At 36.6% G+C, this 18,360-nt stretch carries 19 protein-coding genes; 5 read left to right on the top strand and 14 right to left on the bottom strand.

Annotated elements, in window-relative coordinates; genetic code table 11:
- Positions 1 to 36: 36 nt before the first annotated feature.
- The 8 genes from galU to OK414_RS07320 form a co-directional block, all read right to left on the bottom strand.
- Complete coding sequence (gene galU, locus OK414_RS07355; RefSeq protein ID WP_095379879.1) at positions 37 to 945, bottom strand: UTP--glucose-1-phosphate uridylyltransferase GalU; 909 nt, start codon at positions 943 to 945, stop codon at positions 37 to 39.
- A gap of 46 nt (positions 946 to 991) precedes the next feature.
- The gene (locus OK414_RS07350; protein WP_263045406.1) at positions 992 to 2,194 is read right to left on the bottom strand and encodes a macrolide family glycosyltransferase; all 1,203 of its coding nucleotides are present in this window, start codon (positions 2,192 to 2,194) and stop codon (positions 992 to 994) included.
- Positions 2,195 to 2,481: 287 nt separating this feature from the next.
- The gene (locus OK414_RS07345; protein WP_034653318.1) at positions 2,482 to 3,927 is read right to left on the bottom strand and encodes a glycosyl hydrolase family 18 protein; all 1,446 of its coding nucleotides are present in this window, start codon (positions 3,925 to 3,927) and stop codon (positions 2,482 to 2,484) included.
- Between the two features lie 217 nt (positions 3,928 to 4,144).
- Entirely contained in the window at positions 4,145 to 4,366 is a 222-nt protein-coding gene (locus OK414_RS07340; protein ID WP_016763526.1) for a spore germination protein, read from the bottom strand.
- An 84-nt stretch (positions 4,367 to 4,450) separates the two neighbouring features.
- Complete coding sequence (locus OK414_RS07335; protein ID WP_016763525.1) at positions 4,451 to 5,305, bottom strand: DUF1206 domain-containing protein; 855 nt, start codon at positions 5,303 to 5,305, stop codon at positions 4,451 to 4,453.
- Between the two features lie 35 nt (positions 5,306 to 5,340).
- Complete coding sequence (gene cls / locus OK414_RS07330) at positions 5,341 to 6,843, bottom strand: cardiolipin synthase (RefSeq protein WP_263045407.1); 1,503 nt, start codon at positions 6,841 to 6,843, stop codon at positions 5,341 to 5,343.
- A 257-nt stretch (positions 6,844 to 7,100) separates the two neighbouring features.
- The gene (locus OK414_RS07325; protein WP_263045408.1) at positions 7,101 to 7,655 is read right to left on the bottom strand and encodes a hypothetical protein; all 555 of its coding nucleotides are present in this window, start codon (positions 7,653 to 7,655) and stop codon (positions 7,101 to 7,103) included.
- Between the two features lie 158 nt (positions 7,656 to 7,813).
- Positions 7,814 to 8,209: a DUF2809 domain-containing protein gene (locus OK414_RS07320; protein ID WP_016763522.1), complete on the bottom strand. Its 396-nt coding sequence runs from the start codon at positions 8,207 to 8,209 to the stop codon at positions 7,814 to 7,816.
- 223 nt (positions 8,210 to 8,432) lie between these two features.
- Here OK414_RS07320 and OK414_RS07315 point away from each other — a divergent pair, with 223 nt between their 5' ends.
- The 3 genes from OK414_RS07315 (at position 8,433) to OK414_RS07305 (ending at position 11,340) form a co-directional block, all read left to right on the top strand.
- Positions 8,433 to 9,476 carry a fatty acid desaturase gene (locus OK414_RS07315; RefSeq protein WP_013082402.1) on the top strand — a complete coding sequence of 348 codons (1,044 nt, stop codon included), beginning with the start codon at positions 8,433 to 8,435 and terminating at the stop codon, positions 9,474 to 9,476.
- 122 nt (positions 9,477 to 9,598) lie between these two features.
- Positions 9,599 to 10,741 (top strand): sensor histidine kinase, encoded by a 1,143-nt coding sequence (locus tag OK414_RS07310; protein WP_016763521.1) that lies wholly within the window; start codon positions 9,599 to 9,601, stop codon positions 10,739 to 10,741.
- On the top strand, positions 10,738 to 11,340 hold the full coding sequence (locus tag OK414_RS07305) for a response regulator transcription factor (RefSeq protein WP_013056197.1): 603 nt from the start codon (positions 10,738 to 10,740) through the stop codon (positions 11,338 to 11,340). The genes OK414_RS07310 and OK414_RS07305 overlap by 4 nt, the downstream gene beginning before the upstream one ends.
- 33 nt (positions 11,341 to 11,373) lie before the next feature.
- Here the strand turns inward: OK414_RS07305 and OK414_RS07300 are convergent, their stop codons facing one another.
- From OK414_RS07300 to OK414_RS07290, 3 genes are all read right to left on the bottom strand, one after another.
- The gene (locus tag OK414_RS07300) at positions 11,374 to 11,898 is read right to left on the bottom strand and encodes a cupin domain-containing protein (RefSeq protein WP_034655253.1); all 525 of its coding nucleotides are present in this window, start codon (positions 11,896 to 11,898) and stop codon (positions 11,374 to 11,376) included.
- A 126-nt stretch (positions 11,899 to 12,024) separates the two neighbouring features.
- A complete protein-coding gene (locus OK414_RS07295) occupies positions 12,025 to 12,207 on the bottom strand; it encodes a hypothetical protein (RefSeq protein WP_016763519.1) in 183 nt (60 codons plus the stop codon).
- A gap of 29 nt (positions 12,208 to 12,236) precedes the next feature.
- A complete protein-coding gene (locus tag OK414_RS07290) occupies positions 12,237 to 12,554 on the bottom strand; it encodes a hypothetical protein (RefSeq protein ID WP_013056195.1) in 318 nt (105 codons plus the stop codon).
- A gap of 495 nt (positions 12,555 to 13,049) precedes the next feature.
- Between OK414_RS07290 and OK414_RS07285 the strand changes: the two genes are divergently transcribed.
- Positions 13,050 to 13,601, top strand: a complete 552-nt coding sequence (locus OK414_RS07285; protein WP_263045409.1) for a TVP38/TMEM64 family protein — start codon at positions 13,050 to 13,052, stop codon at positions 13,599 to 13,601.
- Between the two features lie 88 nt (positions 13,602 to 13,689).
- Positions 13,690 to 13,992: a hypothetical protein gene (locus OK414_RS07280; protein WP_013056193.1), complete on the top strand. Its 303-nt coding sequence runs from the start codon at positions 13,690 to 13,692 to the stop codon at positions 13,990 to 13,992.
- A gap of 15 nt (positions 13,993 to 14,007) precedes the next feature.
- On the opposite strand, the gene OK414_RS07275 is transcribed toward OK414_RS07280, so the two are convergent.
- From OK414_RS07275 to OK414_RS07265, 3 genes are all read right to left on the bottom strand, one after another.
- Complete coding sequence (locus OK414_RS07275; protein ID WP_263045410.1) at positions 14,008 to 16,776, bottom strand: EAL domain-containing protein; 2,769 nt, start codon at positions 16,774 to 16,776, stop codon at positions 14,008 to 14,010.
- A gap of 86 nt (positions 16,777 to 16,862) precedes the next feature.
- Positions 16,863 to 17,390 (bottom strand): GNAT family N-acetyltransferase, encoded by a 528-nt coding sequence (locus OK414_RS07270; RefSeq protein WP_034653330.1) that lies wholly within the window; start codon positions 17,388 to 17,390, stop codon positions 16,863 to 16,865.
- A gap of 109 nt (positions 17,391 to 17,499) precedes the next feature.
- Positions 17,500 to 18,051, bottom strand: a complete 552-nt coding sequence (locus OK414_RS07265) for a hypothetical protein (RefSeq protein ID WP_013056190.1) — start codon at positions 18,049 to 18,051, stop codon at positions 17,500 to 17,502.
- Positions 18,052 to 18,360: the final 309 nt, after the last annotated feature.

Here is an 18,360-nt window from a genome sequence, read left to right as displayed (position 1 = left end):
TCAAGAAAAATTAGAAGAAAGGTGTGTAAATGAAGGTTATTTTCCAATTTGTACAGCAATTTTTTCTTTTTGTTCTTCTTTGCTGATAAGTTCTTTGAATTTGGTCAAAAGAGGTGCTTTTAATTCTTCATCTTTTAATGCAAAAGCAAGAGTCGTAAAAATAAAATCTAATTTTTCTCCTGCATCATAACGTTCGCCCTCGAATTCGTAAGCATAAATAGAACGGTCTATATTCATACGCTGAATAGCATCTGTCAGCTGAATTTCCCCGCCTTTTCCAGCTTCCTGCGTTTCAAGATAATCAAAAATGTCAGGTGTAAATACATAGCGTCCAATAATTCCTAAATTAGACGGAGCTTCTTCGAATGATGGTTTTTCTACAAAACCATTCACTTCGTATAACCGGTTTTCATTTGCTTTTGGATCTATAATCCCATAACGGTGAACGGATTCTTCCTCTACGCGCTGTACGCCGATAACCGATGATCCCGTTTGGTTGTACTGGTCAATCAGCTGTTTTAAACAAGGCTGATCTGGGTCTGTTAAATCATCTCCAAGTAAAACTGCAAACGGTTCGTTTCCAATAAACTGTCGAGCACAGCCAATTGCATGGCCAAGGCCCTTCATTTCTTTTTGACGAACGTAATGAATATTCGCTAGTTCAGAGATATGCTCCATTTCTTCTAATAGTTCAGTTTTTCCCTTTTGATGAAGCAAGTGCTCCAGCTGAATATTGTGATCAAAATGATTTTCAATTGCTTGTTTCCCGTTTCCTGTAACAATTAAAATATCTTCGATTCCTGATTTTAAGGCTTCTTCTACAATAAATTGAATTACGGGTTTATTTACAATTGGAAGCATTTCTTTTGGGATAGATTTTGTAACGGGTAAAAAACGAGTACCTAACCCTGCTGCTGGTATAACTGCTTTTTTTATAGTCTGCATATTATATTTACTCCTCTCTGTTAGTTATCTAGCTGCCTTACATCTATTACGCTTTGACAGGCACCACATTGAAAATTTCTTTCACTCCTTGCTTGTATCCTCCCGCTGAGCGAAGTGATTCTCCAATTTGTTGTGCATGCTGTTTATATGTGTGAGTAGTTAAAACGTCGTTAACTGTCTTTTTGATTAGCTCAGCAGATACATTATTTTTATCTAATTTTACACCTGCTCCTAACTCCTGCACGCGATCGCCAACCATAAATTGATCCACTGCCATTGGAATAACGACAAGGGGCGTATCGTAGTATAACCCTTCACTGCTGCTGTTCATTCCGCCGTGAGTAATGAATAAATCCGCACGTTTTAAAATTTCTAGCTGCGGTACGTATTGTTTCACAACGAAGTTTTCTGGAATGTGTGCTAATTCTTCAGGTTTTGTATTTTTACCAATAGATAAAATAACTTTACCCTCAAAATCTTTTAATGCTTCTACACATAAGTTATAGATTTCTAGCTGCTGATTAAAAATAGTTCCCATAGAAACAAAAATAATTTTTTCATTTTCATTTTGTAAGTAAGAAGGATCTTCAATGTCTAATCGTTTAACAATTGAAGGACCAATAAACTTGTACTCACTCGTAAATTCAGATACGTTTGGCTGAAAGAATTCTGACGTAAATACTAGCGTAATATCCCCTGGATTCGACATAATGTCAATGGAATCTTTTAACTGAGTATTATATTGGTTGTTGAACTTATTTAATGATTTTTCGAATTGAGGATAAAAGGAAGATTGGTCAGGTTCTGTTTGACCACTTGGCATCATACAAGTTGCTAACTCCTTATTTAACGCAAATGTTGTACAAAGAGAAACCTTCGGAAGCTGAAGAAGGTCGGCCACAGCGGAACCTGCTAAAAGGTGATAATCATAAAGTACATAATCATATGTTTCATGTTTCGTTTCACTCATAATTTTAGTAATAATATTTTCAGATTCATTTAAAAACAAATTCATTATTTCATAGCGGTCGTAAGACTCTTCGTTTGTCATCCGGTTGCTCATATCAAGACTTGGACGAAAATCTTCGTATTCACGAAATTCCGCGCCTGATTTCCGAATTTTTTCAGCATAGTCTTCAATGCCGTAATAGACGACCTTTTCCCCTTGAATCATCAACTCTTTTACAATTCCTAAAGAAGGATTCACATGCCCTTCACCTGGAAAGCCTATTACTAATACTTTTCCCATAACATTCATTCCTTTCACTTAGTTAATAATTAAATTAATTAATTGTTCATTTAGTAAATTTATTGTATAGAAACTGAATTTACTATAAATTATCTTTATCGTAAAGTCATTAAGCGTTTCCAACTAAAAAAAGGTTAAATAGGCTCATTTTGGAATATAGTTATAAATTAACTCAAGAAAAACAAATATTGTAAAATTTATCTCGTTTGTAAATAGATGTATGCGCTTCATTATGATGCAAATAAAAAACACACCTCACTAAATCAAGCAAGAGGTGTGTTTTTTATTTAAAAGTTGTATAACTCCCATATATCTGAGGTTTCTGAACCAATATACCAAGCTGCCGCCCCACCTAAATGATAGTCATTAATTAATTTAACCCGGCGCTGCATAGATGCTTTGTCTTCGAGCCATATTTGATGCTTCGTACCATTTTCCGTGTATTCTACATAGTACTGTGAGGCTTGGCTATCCCATTTTTTAGCTAACTTTTTAGAAGAGATAACAGCTTCGGCTTCTTTCATCGTTAAGTCTTTTGTGACAACTTTTTTGGTCGATAGGTCCGTTTTCCATTCTCGCGTATAAAAAGGAACTCCCAGAAGGATTTTGTGTGCAGGTACATCTTTCATAAGAAGTTGTGTGCCTTCTTTCACCCAAGGCAGTGAAGCAACAGATCCTGGAACCTGACTTCCTCCCCAGTGTTCTTCATATCCCATCATAATGACATAGTCTGCCACTTGACCAATCTGTTTCCTATCAAAGCTTCCCGACCAAAAAGGATCATTATTTTCTCTTGTTACGTCTACTGAAATAGTCATACCATGAGGTTTTAACGCTGCTTTTAATTCTTTAATAAATAAAACAAAATCTTGTTTGTTTTTAATATTAATGTTTTCAAAGTCAACATTGATCCCATCGCTGTTTGTTTTTACTAGCGAACTTTCTATTGATGATACAAGCTTTTTCCGCTTTGCTTTATTGCTTAGCACATCACTTGTAAGTACATCATCAAAATTGTTACCAATAAGCGGCCAGACTTTTTTGCCGTTTTTATGAGCCGTTTGAACATATGATTCATTTATAGAAGATGAAACAACTTTGTCATTCGACGTTAGCGTAAACCCACGAGGTGAAACAACGTCTAAATTCTTTTGCTTCATCGATTCTGTATAGCCTGCTGTTTTTTCATTAAAGCTCCAACCCATAACTACAGGCTGATGCTTCTTTTGCACTAAATCAGATTTTTTGATCCAGCCCTTTTTCCCTTCCAAAAGCTGTACTTGTACATAGTAATCAGGAATAATAAGCGTTTGTCCGGGCTTAATATTTGTTGAGGATAGCTGATTTAACTTTGTTAATTCATTTGCTTTTACACCGTACTTTACGGAGACTTTCCAAAGCGTATCTCCTGATACTACTTTATGTAACAAGCCTTTTGGTGGTATTTTCAGCGTTTGCCCTGGAATCAGCTCCGTCTTTTTTAGCTGATTTTGTTTTATTAGATCACTGACTGTTACACCGTATTGCTTAGCTAGTAGCCATAGTGTATTTCCCGGCACTACCGTATGAGTAGTAACTTGAGCTGCATCTCCAGCTTCAGATGAAATGACAGGAAATTCTTCTTCTTTTTTCACTGTTTGCATAACAGAAGAATGTAAGGAAGGAGAACGATATACGTTTACGTTGTCACCTTTGACAGTGCCCACTGAAGAAGCAGCGGCTCCTTTACTCATCGGGGCCAATCCTCCACTGAAAAGACAGAGAACGATCAGGCTCATACATATTTTCTTCATTTTATAATTTCGCCTCCCCACTTTTTGACATCACCTGTCTAGTTTACTACTCCTATAAGATAGAATCCTAGAGGTACATTGTGGTAAAGAAACGTCTGGGTATACGTGAAATTCAAATAAAAAAGCTTACCGTCCGATGACGATAAGCTTTCGTTTCTTATGCATTTCCCACTACATTTTGATCCTTAATATCCATATCAATTGTATTAGCGGTACTGGTACTGCTTGTAATATTCATAAAATTCCCTGTGTTCCCGCTGCCAGAACCGACTGTTGTAAAAGCTGTACTCTTTGGCTTAATAGCCAGACAATCACCAAACTCCACTGAAGATGAAACCAATACATTTGAGATATTTACGGCTCCTACTACCGATGGCATCTGCCTCTCCTCCTGTTCATTATCTATCTGCTATATGATATGAGCAGAAGGCCAAAAAGTAGCTTTTTCATCTTTTTAATTTTATTAAGGATCAATTCGTTTATACCTTGATTCTGCAAACATATATACTCCGTATGCCATAAGCCCGATTGATACGATAGCCAGCAGTACAGACCCAAAAGGACGCTGTGCTACTTCAGCAAGGGCTCCATCTAACCCTTTCGTTTCGTCTGGATCTGCTTGAAGAGCCGTGCGAATCAGAAAGAAGCCAATAATGCCAAAGACGATACTTCGAGCAATAATACCTGTTTTTCCAATATGCCCGCTCCATCGCCACTCTTCTTTTGACATTTCGTTTTTCTTTAGTTTTTTTAGGAAGCGTCCTGAAAGAGCCCAATATACTTGTCCAATCCCAAAGATAATAACGCCGATACCTGTAAGCGCAATGATGGTTTGCCCAAAGGGATAAGATAACAACTTGGCTGATACCGTTTGATAATGCTTACCTGACGTATGAACGTGAGCATGAAGCAAAATTTTTACCGAACTCACACAAAGACTAATATAAAACGTGGCTACCACTAAATAGCCTAAACGAGTAAAAACGCCTTTTACGCCATGCCCAACGTGGTGAGGATCAAAAATAGCAGAAATGATTTGCCAAAACGCATATCCACTTAAACCTACTGCCAAAATAATTAAAATTAAAAATCCAAACGGCTGCTTTGCAATGGTGTGTAGGGCTCCTTGAGAAGTAACTAAATCGCCTTTTAATCCGAAAGCTGTCTGAATTGCTAATATACCGATGATAAAATAGACCACACCTTGAGCCACATGACCAAACCGTGAAAAACGCACGACAAATGGCTTAGTACGTTCTTTTAAGCGATGTAACTTTCGACCAAACGTATCTTTTTTAACAAATGGAGATTCACCCATACGTTTCCTCCTGCTTTTTGAAAACAAACTTTATTTTATAAAACACCTGAAAATAAGCGAGCAAATGATTCTTTCGAACGTTCTACTAAGCTTCGTTTGTAAAATGCTACTGGTTTAATCAAATGACTGTCTTCAATATCTTCTTCGTAATTTTTGATGAGCGTTTGAATCGTCTCTCCTTCAATTAAAAATGCATTAACTTCAAAGTTCAGATGAAAACTTCTCATATCCATATTTGCAGTACCGACCGAAGCCAAGTCTCCGTCTATAATCACAATTTTTTGATGCAAAAACCCTTTTTTATACGAATATACTTCAATTCCACAGCGAAGAAGTTCAGCAAAATATGACCTCGTTCCATATTGAGTCAGAAAGCCATCATTAATTTCTGGTACCATAATCCGTACCTCTACACCTTTTCTAGCCGCAATACGAAGGGCGGTTCTTATGGCTTCATTTGGAACAAAATAAGGAGTTGAAATCCAGATTGATTTCGTCGCGCTTGTAATCATAGTATAGTAATAATCACTCATATTTTCCTGCGTATCCGGCCCTGTCGCCACCACTTGCACAAAGCCTTCTCCTTCGACAGGATGAGGCTTTGTATACGCTTCATTGTTAATTAAGCATTCTCCAGAAACGTATTCCCAATCGAACATAAAGATCGAATGCAAGGTTTGAACAGATTCTCCTTTTAGCATCAGATGAGTATCTCTCCAAAAACCAATTTTTTTGTTTTTTCCTAGATACTCATCCCCAACATTCAATCCCCCTACAAAACCTACTTCCCCGTCAATTACGACTATTTTACGGTGGTTTCGAAAGTTAAATTTTTGATTGAAAAATCCATACTTAATAGGTAAGAAAGGATGCACTTTAATATTCGCTTTTTTCATTCGTTTAATATCTGAACCCGATAGTGTAAAACTTCCCATTGTATCGAATGTAAAGCGCACTTCTATACCTTCGCTTGCTTTTTTTATTAAAATATCAATGATTTCTTTTCCTAGAGAATCTGAGTGAAACATATAGTATTCCATATGAATAAACTGTTTTGCTAATTGCAAATGCTTTTTGATTTCATTAAACGTTTCTTGCCCGTTCTTAAGGACGTAGGTTTTTGTATGAACATTCATCTTCGTCAAAGATACACATTGAAGATACTGAGCAAAGTAACGCTGATGCGATTGAAGCGGCGATAGATCAGGCGTCGTTTCTTTGTCTGCCATCTTTCTAAGCATCTCTCGGTTATGCATACGCTTTTTTTTAAACATATGCCCCTTTAAATAGAGCTGTCCTGAATACAAATAAAAGAAAAAGCCTGCAACAGGGAAGAAAAAGAGGACATACATCCAAACCAACGTACTTTCAGGCGTTCGATTTTCAAGCATAAGTGAATACATACAAATGAAAATGATGACCCCATATAATCCAACTAAGGCATACTTCCAATGAACATCAATAGAGGTAAAAAAGAAAGCATAAATGGAAAGTAAAATAATAAATAAAAAAATAAAGTCCAACCGGCGTTTTTTCATAAAAGCTCTCCTAAAAACAAACTGTATTGTATCACTTGTCTACCTTTCATATGAGGTAGTATATGGAATACACAGAATTCTTATCATGCACGCTACATAAATTGTACATATATTTGCACAAAAAGCAGTTTAGCCGCTTAAGCAACTAAACTGAACTACCTCAGACAAGCATCATTCATATACCTATACCCTGGATGGTAAAACAAAAAACCTCCCCGTAAGGAGGTTTTTTGTTTTACACGCATGACGATGTCTTTTTATGAGTTGGTATAACCGGACTCTTTTTCTTTTTTAGGCCAAACGAAATTAGAAAGAGATAATAAGAAATCAATTCCTACAATAACTGTCCAAAATTCCACTACACTTTTCAGCACGTTGGTTTTTCCATTTGGTACTATATACATCATCGCCGCTAAAAGAGCTGCTCCAATAGCGTAAGCAACAAGATGCTGTAGCCATGACTTAAAATAATGCTTTGCATATTCTTTTCCATAGCGCCTACGAGGTTTTTCTCCGCTTTTCATCACATAATATTGAAAGCGTTCGTCTGCCCATTGAATCATACTTTTTCCAAAAGCGACCGAAATTCCAATATACACGGCTGCAATAGCGTGAGCATACGTCGCTCTAGCACCTCCGTAAAGGTCTATGCTTGTCACAATCAGAAGAAAAAAATCAACAACAGGTGTTAGAGCTAAAATAAAAAAACTGAGCTTTTGTTTTTTAAACATATACCTTGCTGCTAATCCTAAAACGATGACTATCCAAAAAGCGATTTCACATGCAATAATCATCCAGGCTATTAAGTTCAAATAATCCCCTCTCTTCCTCTCCTTCAACGAATAGACAATTGGTTTTAAGTAAAAAATTTTTATGCATAAATTTATTTTTATGTATATACGTCCTGCTTCATAACCTTACGGCTTATTCCATCCTCAGCTGAGTTCTAAGATTCGTTGATCCGTATTTGCTAGGCGGATCTTTTAAATCGATGTCTATAATACTCCCAGCTCATTCCTACCCCGACTCCAATCGAATAAGCTAGTATATCGCTCCATAAGAAGCCATACCCCAGAATGAGCCCTCCTAGCGGAGTCTTTCTTATGTCATCAATCCACCGAGCATGATACAGCTGTGTAAATTCAATGAAGTAACAAAACACTATAGCAAACATACCAATCATTTTTGTCCTCCATGCAGGAAACGAAAAACCCGCGCTGACAAAAATCATTAAGGCCCATAACGAATCTCCCGCATATATATTTACGATGTGAGGAAGATACGCGGTAAGTTTTCTTGATAAAAGGCCTGCTCCCATGATCACAAAAGCTAGAAGAAGATATACCCATCTATTTCTTTTATTCATTTCAAACTCCTTTTTTCTTCTTAAATACTCCGTAGCAATAAGCCTTCACTGTATAATTTTATCAGAACCGCAGACTGTTAAATACCGCTTTTTTTCATTTTTTACAGCTTCCCCCTACGTATATATGACAACTGTCATAGTTTCTATATGACACGTATGTCTTAAATAGTCAGAAAAATCTCTTTATACTGAGGGTAATATACGGTGATGAAAGGAATTTCATATGACTATACAAAAACAAAAAAATTTACGAAAACAAGTTGCACCTTTTGAAAAAGCAGTAATGAAAGACAGCATAAGACAATTGATTAATACTTTTTTACCTTTTTTCACACTGTGGTTTCTCGCTTATGAGAGCCTTTCAATTTCTTATTTTTTAGCATTTCCGCTAACTGTTATCGCAGCAGGATTTTTAGTAAGAATATTCATTATTTTTCATGACTGTTGTCACTATTCTTTCTTTAAGAGTAGACAACACAATAAAATTCTCGGAACCATTACCGGTGTCTTAACGATGTTCCCTTACAGTCAATGGGGACATAGCCATGCAATTCACCATGCAACAAGCAGCAACTTAGATAAAAGAGGTACGGGTGACATTTGGGTGTTAACCGTAACAGAATATAAAGAAGCTTCTATTTGGAAAAAAATCGCTTACCGTATCTATCGCAATCCGTTCATTATGTTCGGCGTGGGACCTATATATGTATTTTTGATTACAAACCGATTCAATCAAAAAAATGCGAAGAAACAAGAAAGAATGAATACGTATCTTACAAATGTATTGATCGTTGCATTAGCAGCAGCGACCTGCTGGTTGGTAGGTTGGCAGGCGTTCCTATTAATTCAAGGACCGATTTTCTTCATTTCAGGTTCAATTGGAATTTGGCTGTTTTATGTACAGCATCAGTTTGAAGATTCTTATTTTGAAGAAGATGAGCACTGGGATTATGTAAAAGCAGCCGTTGAAGGAAGTTCATTTTACAAGCTTCCAAAACTATTGCAATGGCTAACAGGCAATATTGGGTTTCACCATGTACATCATTTAAGCCCAAGAGTGCCCAACTATAAGCTTGAAGCTGTTCATCAACACACACAGCCTCTTCAAAATGTACCAACCATTACACTCGCAACAAGTCTTCGCTCTCTTCGATTCCGTCTATGGGATGAAGAAAACAAAATGTTTGTGAGCTTTAAAGAAATAAAAACACGCTCAGCTGCACCAAAAGCAAGCAGAATTTCATCTCAAACAAAAGCAGAACTTTAATAAAATAAAACAAAACAGTCAAGCTTTCAAAAGCTTGACTGTTTTATCTATCTCTCTAAACTTATTTCGTTCTACTTTGTGGTAAACTAATAGTGTATTTTAACAAGTAAACGAGGTTCTTTATGAAAAAATATACGTTTTTCCAAAAAATCACTGGGCTATCTCCTTACATATGGACGGTATTTGTCATTCTACCATTTTATTTTATTTTACAGTCTTCATCCATGAATCACATTATTGTTGGTTCGTTACTCACCATCTTATTTTTTATTTTCTATCGTTTTGCGTTTGTTTCAACAGGCAAGTCCGTTTACGTATGGACGGCTTTGTTAATCGTTATTTCCTTAGCCCTGACAACTATTTTCAATTATATTTACTTTGCCTTTTACTTTGCTTTTTTTATCGCTTATTTTATTGGAAATATCCAAAAACGACTCGCTTTCTTCACTTTGTATGCTGTTCATTTAATTAGCACCGTTATTTCTGTAAACTTTAACGTTGTTATGCAAGAGGAGATCTTTTTAAAACAGCTGCCTTTCATTTTTGTAATTTCCATCAGTGTGATTGTACTGCCATTTAGCATTTATAATCGGAAGAAGCGAGACCGTCTGGAAGAACAGCTTGAAGATGCAAATAAACGTATTTCTGAGCTTGTAAAACAGGAAGAACGCCAGCGGATAGCTCGCGATCTGCACGATACGTTAGGACAAAAGCTGTCTCTTATCGGTCTAAAAAGTGATTTAGCAAGAAAACTTATTACAAAAGATCCTGAAAAAGCAAAATCAGAATTAAAAGATGTCCAGCAAACAGCGCGCACGGCTCTTAATGAAGTGAGAAACATGGTTTCTCAAATGCGTGGAATCCGCCTTAGTGAAGAACTAAAACGCGTTCAAGAGCTTTTAGAAGCTGCCGAAATTAAGTTTGTAGGAGAAGAGGCCATTTCATTAGAGAATGTATCGTTGCTCATTGAAAATATTCTTAGCATGTGCTTAAAAGAAGCAGTAACCAATGTGGTCAAACATAGTCAAGCCACCGTTTGCACGATTACTTTACATCAGTCTGCAAAAGAAGTAGGCATAACGGTAGAAGACAATGGAATTGGTATCAATACGAAGAAAACCTGCTGGAAAGGAAACGGTCTTTTAGGAATGAAAGAACGGCTGGAGTTTGTAAACGGCCATCTTGATATCTCCAGTCAAGGGGGGACGATTATTCATATTACAGTTCCAAACATCGTTAAACATATTAAGGAGGAACAATTATGATTCGAATTGTCATTGCCGAAGATCAGCAAATGATGTTAGGGGCTTTAGGCTCTTTGTTAAATTTAGAGGATGACATGGAAGTTGTCGGAAAAGCTTCAAATGGGGAACAAGCCGTATCACTTGCTAAGCAGCACCAGCCAGATATATGCGTAATGGATATCGAGATGCCTCTTAAAACTGGGCTTGAAGCTGCAGAGGAACTGAAAGATTTAAACTGCAAAGTCATCATTTTGACAACATTCGCTCGCTCCGGCTATTTTCAAAGAGCTTTGAAAGCCGGCGTAAGCGGATACTTGCTAAAAGATAGTCCGAGTGAAGAACTCGCAAATTCCATTCGAAGCGTGATGGCAGGCAGACGCCTCTATGCCCCAGAATTAGTGGATGACTTATATAGTGAATCTACCAGTCCTCTTACAGCTAGAGAGAAAGAAGTATTAGCTCTAGTAGCTGATGGAAAAAACACAAAAGAAATTGCTGACGAACTATCTATTAAGACTGGAACGGTGCGCAATTATATTTCTACCATTCTAGACAAACTTGAAGTAAAGAACCGCATTGAAGCCATTACTCGCTTTAAGGAAAAAGGCTGGTTCAAATGAAAAAAGCATGCATCAAACCGAGATGCATGCTTTTCAATCATTTGGCAATTTATCGTACCCTAATTTGTCGATGATCACAACATGCTCGGGGAATTCATCAAGCAGCTGCTGTTTTGTGAATAATTCAAAGTCACGGAAATCAAAACCTGGTGCGACCATGCATCCAACGAGAGAAAACGTATTCTCATTTGCCACAGAGGAACCAAAAATCGTATCTCTTGGAACTAAAAATTGAGGAACTTCTCCATTTTCTAAGTTTGTACCTAGTTTTACTTCTTGATAGGTTCCGTCGCGGTAAATAATATGAATGGTTAAAGGACTTCCCCCATGATAGTACCATAGTTCATCTGATTGCAGCCGGTGGAAATGCGATACATCTTGAGACCTTAATAAAAAGTAAATACTCGTGTATAGGAAGCGTTTATCATCAAACTGCGATGACACTTCTTTATCAGAAATTTCATCGTTGGAGCGATAGGTTTGTTTATAATACCCTCCTTCTGGATGAGGCTGAAGCTCGAGCTTTGAAATCCAATATTCCCACTTATGTAAATCCATTACGTTCCTTCCCTTCCTTTTTCTTTTATCATTAACTACATCATAGTAAATCATTCTTTCTAACACAACAAACGGCTTCATTTTTCCTGATGGAATAATGAAGCCGTTACCACTGGTATCTTATCATTACATCCTACCCTTTCTGTTAGCACGGTTATATCTATACCTGCTAGGATGGCAGCGATGAAATAAATATGTCATATACAAATCTAACTGAAATCGATCTCCCTCAATGAAACATTGAAACGGCTGTTCTCTGCCTTGATCGTTTTTTGCAGATGAACGCTGCTTAAACGGGACAATATTCATCTCTTTTCCCCCTCAGACAAATGTACTTTCTAGTGTAAATGCTGATGACAAACGTAATATTTTTTGATAAAAGTGAGGGCTGCCTGTGCATCTTGAATGCCAAGCTTTTTACAAACGCCAGCTAACATGAGCAGTTTGTACATAACCAGCTTTTGATTATTTGTTGCCAGTACGTAATAAACAATCGTATTAGCAACTGCCCGCGGTAATCTTATTTTTTTCAACTCATATAGCGCAGCAGACGAAGACATGCCTGCTTCAGTTAAAATCTGCTCAGTTGTGTACGTCTCCAAATAGCGAGCAAGCTTTCTTTCTTTATCGTTAAATATACCTTTAGAATCGTTCATTTTCTCTCCCTCTGTTATTTTAATAATCCATTAAATGCTGCATTAATTAGCCATAATGCGATAGCTCCCCCTGATAAATAAGTGCTGAGATAGAATAATAATTCCATATACCTCCCTCCCATTTCTATCTTACCCCTTCATTTCTCTAGCTGCAGTGATATTCATCACAGGTAAAAAGTGTATTGTTGAGCTACTGAATAGCTCCGCAAAAGAGCTCGTGAGAAAGATCCCACGAGCTGCTTAGTTTAGCATTTTCATTTTCGGATAAAGCGTTTAAAAATCATAATAATTAATAATACAACTACAATAACAAGCAAAAATTTCAACATGAGTTGTCCATCCCTTCAAATCAGTAAATCATCTTTCATTAGTAAGTAGTTACCCTGTTTTGCTTTTTATAAACTGCTTACCTACTTATTTCATGCCAAAAATTATATAATAGTAGAAAATCATCTAAAATAGCCCTACAAGTAAAACATAAATGGGAGTATAACCATGACTGATTATCTTCAAACATTTCTGCTTGAACATTTAGAAGCAGCTGGGTTTATCAGCATTCTCTTGAACATCCTTATTAGCATTACGGGCGTATTTCCAAGTGCACCCCTTACGTTCGTAAACGTAAAATTATTTGGTTTTTGGAACGGATTTTTGCTTTCTTTTATTGGAGAAGTTTTAGGTGCAGCTCTCTCTTTTTGGCTGTATCGAAAAGGTTTCCGTACACTTGTTCATACAAAAACACCTTCTCACTCCAAGTCGCTGAAGCTGCTGCGCGTACAAGGGAAAGAGAGTTTTATATTGATTCTTTCTTTGCGTTTACTTCCCTTTGTTCCATCAGGCCTCATTACATTCCTCAGCGCTATAGGAAAAGGCTCCTTTGCGGTATTCATTTCTGCTAGCGCACTTGGAAAAATTCCAGCGCTTTTTATTGAAGTTTATTCGGTTTATCATATTTCACAAGGATCTATGCAAGGCAAAATCATTTTAATGGTTTTATCCATCATCTTACTTTTTTATATAAGTGAAAAATGGAAGAAAAAAGCTTAACAGACTATAAAAAGGGAAGACTATCTAAAAATAAGCAAAAACATTATCTTATGTAACTGTAATAAGATAACGTATTGGAGATGGTCCATTGATTTTTCTATTAGTTTCTGGAAGTATTATTATTCCTATTATCATGCTCTTTTTCTCACTCAAATGGAAAGGAGCAGAGCTAGTTTTTAATACGTTAGCCCTTCTTTCAGCGCTAGTATTTGGAAATATAGCTGCTGCTTCTATCTATCGTATCTTAAAAAACCATACTGTTTTTATGACGAGCATTCATGCAATCTTTTTAAATTCAGCTTTTTTATTAACCGGTGCATACCTTGGAATCTATGTATTGTATAAACTGTTAGCTCTGACCTTAAATGTAAAAAGCCGTTCTTTTAAATAAGAACGGCTTTTTACATTAATGAACAAATTCCATTTTTTCTTCGATTTTATGAAATTTCTCATAAAATTCCTCCGCTGAAATCGGTTTGGAGAAATAGTATCCCTGCACTTCATCACATTTTTCTTTATGAAGAAGTTCTACTTGTTCAATTTCTTCTACACCTTCTGCTACGACGGATAGCTGCAAACTTTTGGCTAGTGTAATAATGGCTCTGACAATCGATACTTCCGTTGTATTAGGATCTAAATCTTTAATAAAAGACCGGTCAATTTTCAGCGTATGAATAGGCAGCTTCTGAATATAGCTGAACGAGGAGTATCCTGAGCCAAAATCATCAATCGAAATAAATACTCCTGCATCTTTTAAGATTTGTAGCTTTTCGATTGTTTGCTCAACATGCTTCATCGTTACACTTTCTGTAATTTCAAGTTCTAAATATCGTGATTCTAACTCTACTTCACGCAAGACACCTAACACATAATCAACAAAATCAGTTGTCCCAAAATCCACACTTGATATGTTCACACTCATTTTTAAGGGAGGAAGTCCTTGAAGCTGCCAATACTTATTTTGATGGCACGCTTTTTTTAATACCCATTTCGTCAGTGTAACAATAACGCCTGTTTCTTCAGCAATCGGAATAAATTCTGCAGGAGAAATGACGCCCATCTCGGCATGAGTCCACCGGATTAAAGCTTCCACCCCAACAATATGGCCACTTTGAATATTGACTTTCGGCTGATAGTGAAGCTCCATTTCGCCCAGCTCAAAAGCCTTGCGTAATCCATCTTCAATTCTCATTCGTCGCGTAGTATGAACCTGCATTTCTTTTTGATAAAACAGATAATGATTACGCCCTTGTTTTTTGACTTCGTACATCGCTAAATCAGCATGGCGAACTAGCACTTCAAGCATTTTTCCATCTTTAGGAAATAAACTAACTCCGATGCTTACCCCTAAATAAACATCTCTCGATAGCACTACAAAAGGAGTGGATAAGCATTCATTTAATGATTGACAGATTTTTTTCACTTCTTCATCAGTCCTATCATGCAGTAAAACTAAAAACTCATCTCCTCCAAAACGCGAAAGCATATCTTGGTTTCTTATGCAGCTCTTCATTCGATCAACAACCTGAAGCATAAGCTGATCTCCAGCATGATGACCAAGCGTGTCATTTACCTGTTTGAAACGATCTAGGTCTAAAAATAAGAAATGAAGCTTTTTTCCTGAAGCAGCTGCTGAATCAATGGATTTCTCTACAATGCTTGAAAACATACTTCGATTTGGTAAATCTGTTAGCATATCGTGAAAAGCCATATATTGAAGCGATTCTTGAGCTTTTTTCTGTTCCGTTACATCTCTAGTTACTGTCTGAAAAAGCGTCTCTCCATTAATTTGAATGAGCGTAGATTTTACTTCTAAGAAGAGTTCCTTACCTAACGCATTAAACATTTTCAACTGAGCTAATGGAGATCTTGGCTCATCTTTTCTATCCTTTACTGCCTTCAATCCTTTTTTAATATCAGGAACTTGTTCAGATGAAAAGAAATCATATAACGATTTACCAACGAGCTGGTCTTCCGTTACTCCTAAAAGCTGAATCATAGCATCATTCACAGACACGACCTCTTCTTCTCGATGGACCATAATTGCCAATGGAGAGGAGTAAAACAAGTTTTCATAGCGATTTTTTGCTTCAATCAACGTTTTTTCCGCTTCGCGCTCTTGCGTCATATTGCGGATATACAGCATATACTCAACCGTCTCTTCAATTCCTACCGCCATCACCGTTATCTCAACCGTAACTTCTCTATTACTTATCAAAAGGGAGTGCTCAGTTCGTCCATCTTGTAGAGAAGAAGACTCATAGAAGGGCAGCAGCTTAACAACATTACTCCCGATTACATCTGATGCTTTAAGAGAGAAAAGCGTTTCCGCTGCATAATTGAGCGATAAAACATGTCTTTTTTCATCGATCACCAAAATAGCATCTAAGGCGGATTCAAAAAAAGCCCATTTTAAAACTTCTTGTTTTTGTACGCGTCGATCCATAAAAATGGTTAAAAACACAGCCGTAAATAGGCAGACAATAAAAAAAACAATAACGACGGATAAATATATTGGATTTAAGGCAAAACCGTTTGAGTGTTCAAACATTGACATTCCTGAAAAAGAAGCTGCCTGCATGCCCGTATAGTGCATACCTGCAATAGCAATGCCCATAATAGTAGAACAAATAACCTTAGCAAAAACGGTAAGCTTCCCTTCATTTAGCTTTGAATAAAAACCAAGCCACAAAGCTGTATTAGAAGCAGCAACAGCAATAAGAATAGAGAGAAAAACGATAAATGAATCATATGAAATCATAATTGGCTCCATAGCCATCATGCCCAAATAGTGCATAAAAACAATTCCCGCTCCCATAAAGCTCCCTGCAGTGATAAGTGCTTTTATACTTTTCTTTTGTTTGTGAATGAGGTAGAGGCCTATATAACATCCCGTTATTGCTCCCAAGATTGAGAGAAGAACAAACCATAAATTATATGAAACATCTACGGGCAGGTGAAAAGCAAGCATGGCGATAAAATGCATTGACCAAATGCCTATCCCCAATGTAAATGCCCCGCTGATTAACCAAAACTGAATAAATTTTGCCCGGGAAATTTTTACACGATTAGCTAACCCAAAAGAAGCGTACGCCGCAGTAATAGCGATAAGGAAAGAGAGTGTAACGAGTAACTCATTGTACGTCCCTTCTAGTAAATGTGTATGATGATTCATTCATGACCTTCCTTCAATTCGTTCTTTTCTTTGTTATCGGTTAAGGCCTAAAAATATTTACTATTTCAAAAGAACTTATGCTCGATTTACTTCTTACCTTTTGAACGTCCTGACAATATCACGCTCACTTTTTCCTTGTTGACGGTGTATAAACAAGTACAATCATCTGACTCATACGCCTCTTCTAGTTGAAACGAAAATTTTTTTAAAAGAGTAATTGAATCTTTATTATTAGGATCAACTTTTGCTTCAATTTCTTGTATATGAAACTCTTCAAAAGCTTTTTCTAGCAAAAGGCAGAGCGCTTCTGTCATGAGGCCCTTTTTCCAAAAAGGTCTGCCTAAATCATACCCAATCTCTGCTTGCTTTTTAACATAATCAATACGGTTTAGACCGCAGGTTCCAATGATCTCATCGGAAGTCTTTAATCGAATAGCATAGCGTGTTGCTTTCCCTTCTTTCGTCAAACTTTGGAGAAGTGCAATCATGCTTTCCGCTTGATAAAGCGTCGTAAAGGGCTCAATATTCATATATCTAGTAACCTCTTCATCCGACCAATATTCAAAAACTTTAGAAGCATCTTTTTTTTGAAGAGGAGATAAATATATCCTCATCTATGTTCTCCCTCCTTTTGGTGAATGATGGAGCAAGACATTTTCATCTGCGCCTCTTTCACATCTTAAAAAATCTCACATGGTGCACGAAACATGTGAGATTTGACATTTAACTATTTTTTGATTGTGCATCGCGCAGCTGCGTATATAAACGATTAATTGCTACAGTCATTGACTGTTCATAGGAATGATGATCATAATAAACCGCTATATTTTTTAACATTTCATACGTTTGATGATCAAGCTGCACCTCAAGCGTAATTTTTTCGTCAATTGTTGCTGTTTGCAAATGATGAGGCAAGTCCTCTTTTGTAGACACTTGCTCTGCAATATGAATTGCTTCTTCTACTGTTTCAATTCGGCCGTACTGATGCACCCATCTTCTGCCCATTTCAATCGTATCTTTTACAAACTGACGATTGGTAATGGTATCTTTAATATTAAATTGATGATCTGCCACATATACAGATTGATACAAGATTACACTGATCACTTCGTCTTTTAAATTTAATTTTCTCAGCTCATCAATTAAATCCGCTATATATTTAGGTAATGGACTAAATGTCCCTCGCACTTCCTTAATTAAATCCATGGCAATGGATTCAGTTGAATTGCGTTTAAATGCTTTTATAATATCTATCATTACATGTTCGTTTGCCATACATACACCACCATTTATGAATCGAATAATTTCATGCTCCTTGCTGCTTTGCATAGACATTCACTATTCGTTTAAAATATATACTATTATTCTATTATATAAAAAATATGAATAAGTTGGTATAGGATGAATGATTTATCGTTATTTTTTCATAAAATTTTATGAAAAAGAACATGTTTATCTATTACTAGCACAAATCCAGCGCAGCAAACAACGGTCTCGCCAAAATCTGAGAAGACAAGCATTTATTATTAGTAAATGTGCGTTTTTCTTTGATAGAAGACATTAAATAAAAGGGAGCAAACCAAT

Source organism: Priestia sp. JV24, from assembly GCF_025910025.1.
Lineage (GTDB): Bacteria > Bacillota > Bacilli > Bacillales > Bacillaceae_H > Priestia > Priestia megaterium.
Note: the sequence above shows the minus strand (reverse complement) of the source record. Positions and strands in the feature narration are given on the sequence as shown.

What these genes read in the sequence shown, in the direction of transcription:
- galU (WP_095379879.1), bottom strand. Translation starts at nt 945, where the DNA reads ATGCAGACTATAAAAAAAGCAGTTATACCAGCAGCAGGGTTAGGTACT.
- OK414_RS07350 (WP_263045406.1), bottom strand. Translation starts at nt 2,194, where the DNA reads ATGGGAAAAGTATTAGTAATAGGCTTTCCAGGTGAAGGGCATGTGAAT.
- OK414_RS07345 (WP_034653318.1), bottom strand. Translation starts at nt 3,927, where the DNA reads ATGAGTAAAGGAGCCGCTGCTTCTTCAGTGGGCACTGTCAAAGGTGAC.
- OK414_RS07340 (WP_016763526.1), bottom strand. Translation starts at nt 4,366, where the DNA reads ATGCCATCGGTAGTAGGAGCCGTAAATATCTCAAATGTATTGGTTTCA.
- OK414_RS07335 (WP_016763525.1), bottom strand. Translation starts at nt 5,305, where the DNA reads ATGGGTGAATCTCCATTTGTTAAAAAAGATACGTTTGGTCGAAAGTTA.
- cls (WP_263045407.1), bottom strand. Translation starts at nt 6,843, where the DNA reads ATGAAAAAACGCCGGTTGGACTTTATTTTTTTATTTATTATTTTACTT.
- OK414_RS07320 (WP_016763522.1), bottom strand. Translation starts at nt 8,209, where the DNA reads ATGAATAAAAGAAATAGATGGGTATATCTTCTTCTAGCTTTTGTGATC.
- OK414_RS07315 (WP_013082402.1), top strand. Translation starts at nt 8,433, where the DNA reads ATGACTATACAAAAACAAAAAAATTTACGAAAACAAGTTGCACCTTTT.
- OK414_RS07310 (WP_016763521.1), top strand. Translation starts at nt 9,599, where the DNA reads ATGAAAAAATATACGTTTTTCCAAAAAATCACTGGGCTATCTCCTTAC.
- OK414_RS07305 (WP_013056197.1), top strand. Translation starts at nt 10,738, where the DNA reads ATGATTCGAATTGTCATTGCCGAAGATCAGCAAATGATGTTAGGGGCT.
- OK414_RS07300 (WP_034655253.1), bottom strand. Translation starts at nt 11,898, where the DNA reads ATGGATTTACATAAGTGGGAATATTGGATTTCAAAGCTCGAGCTTCAG.
- OK414_RS07295 (WP_016763519.1), bottom strand. Translation starts at nt 12,207, where the DNA reads ATGAATATTGTCCCGTTTAAGCAGCGTTCATCTGCAAAAAACGATCAA.
- OK414_RS07290 (WP_013056195.1), bottom strand. Translation starts at nt 12,554, where the DNA reads ATGAACGATTCTAAAGGTATATTTAACGATAAAGAAAGAAAGCTTGCT.
- OK414_RS07285 (WP_263045409.1), top strand. Translation starts at nt 13,050, where the DNA reads ATGACTGATTATCTTCAAACATTTCTGCTTGAACATTTAGAAGCAGCT.
- OK414_RS07275 (WP_263045410.1), bottom strand. Translation starts at nt 16,776, where the DNA reads ATGAATCATCATACACATTTACTAGAAGGGACGTACAATGAGTTACTC.
- OK414_RS07270 (WP_034653330.1), bottom strand. Translation starts at nt 17,390, where the DNA reads ATGAGGATATATTTATCTCCTCTTCAAAAAAAAGATGCTTCTAAAGTT.
- OK414_RS07265 (WP_013056190.1), bottom strand. Translation starts at nt 18,051, where the DNA reads ATGGCAAACGAACATGTAATGATAGATATTATAAAAGCATTTAAACGC.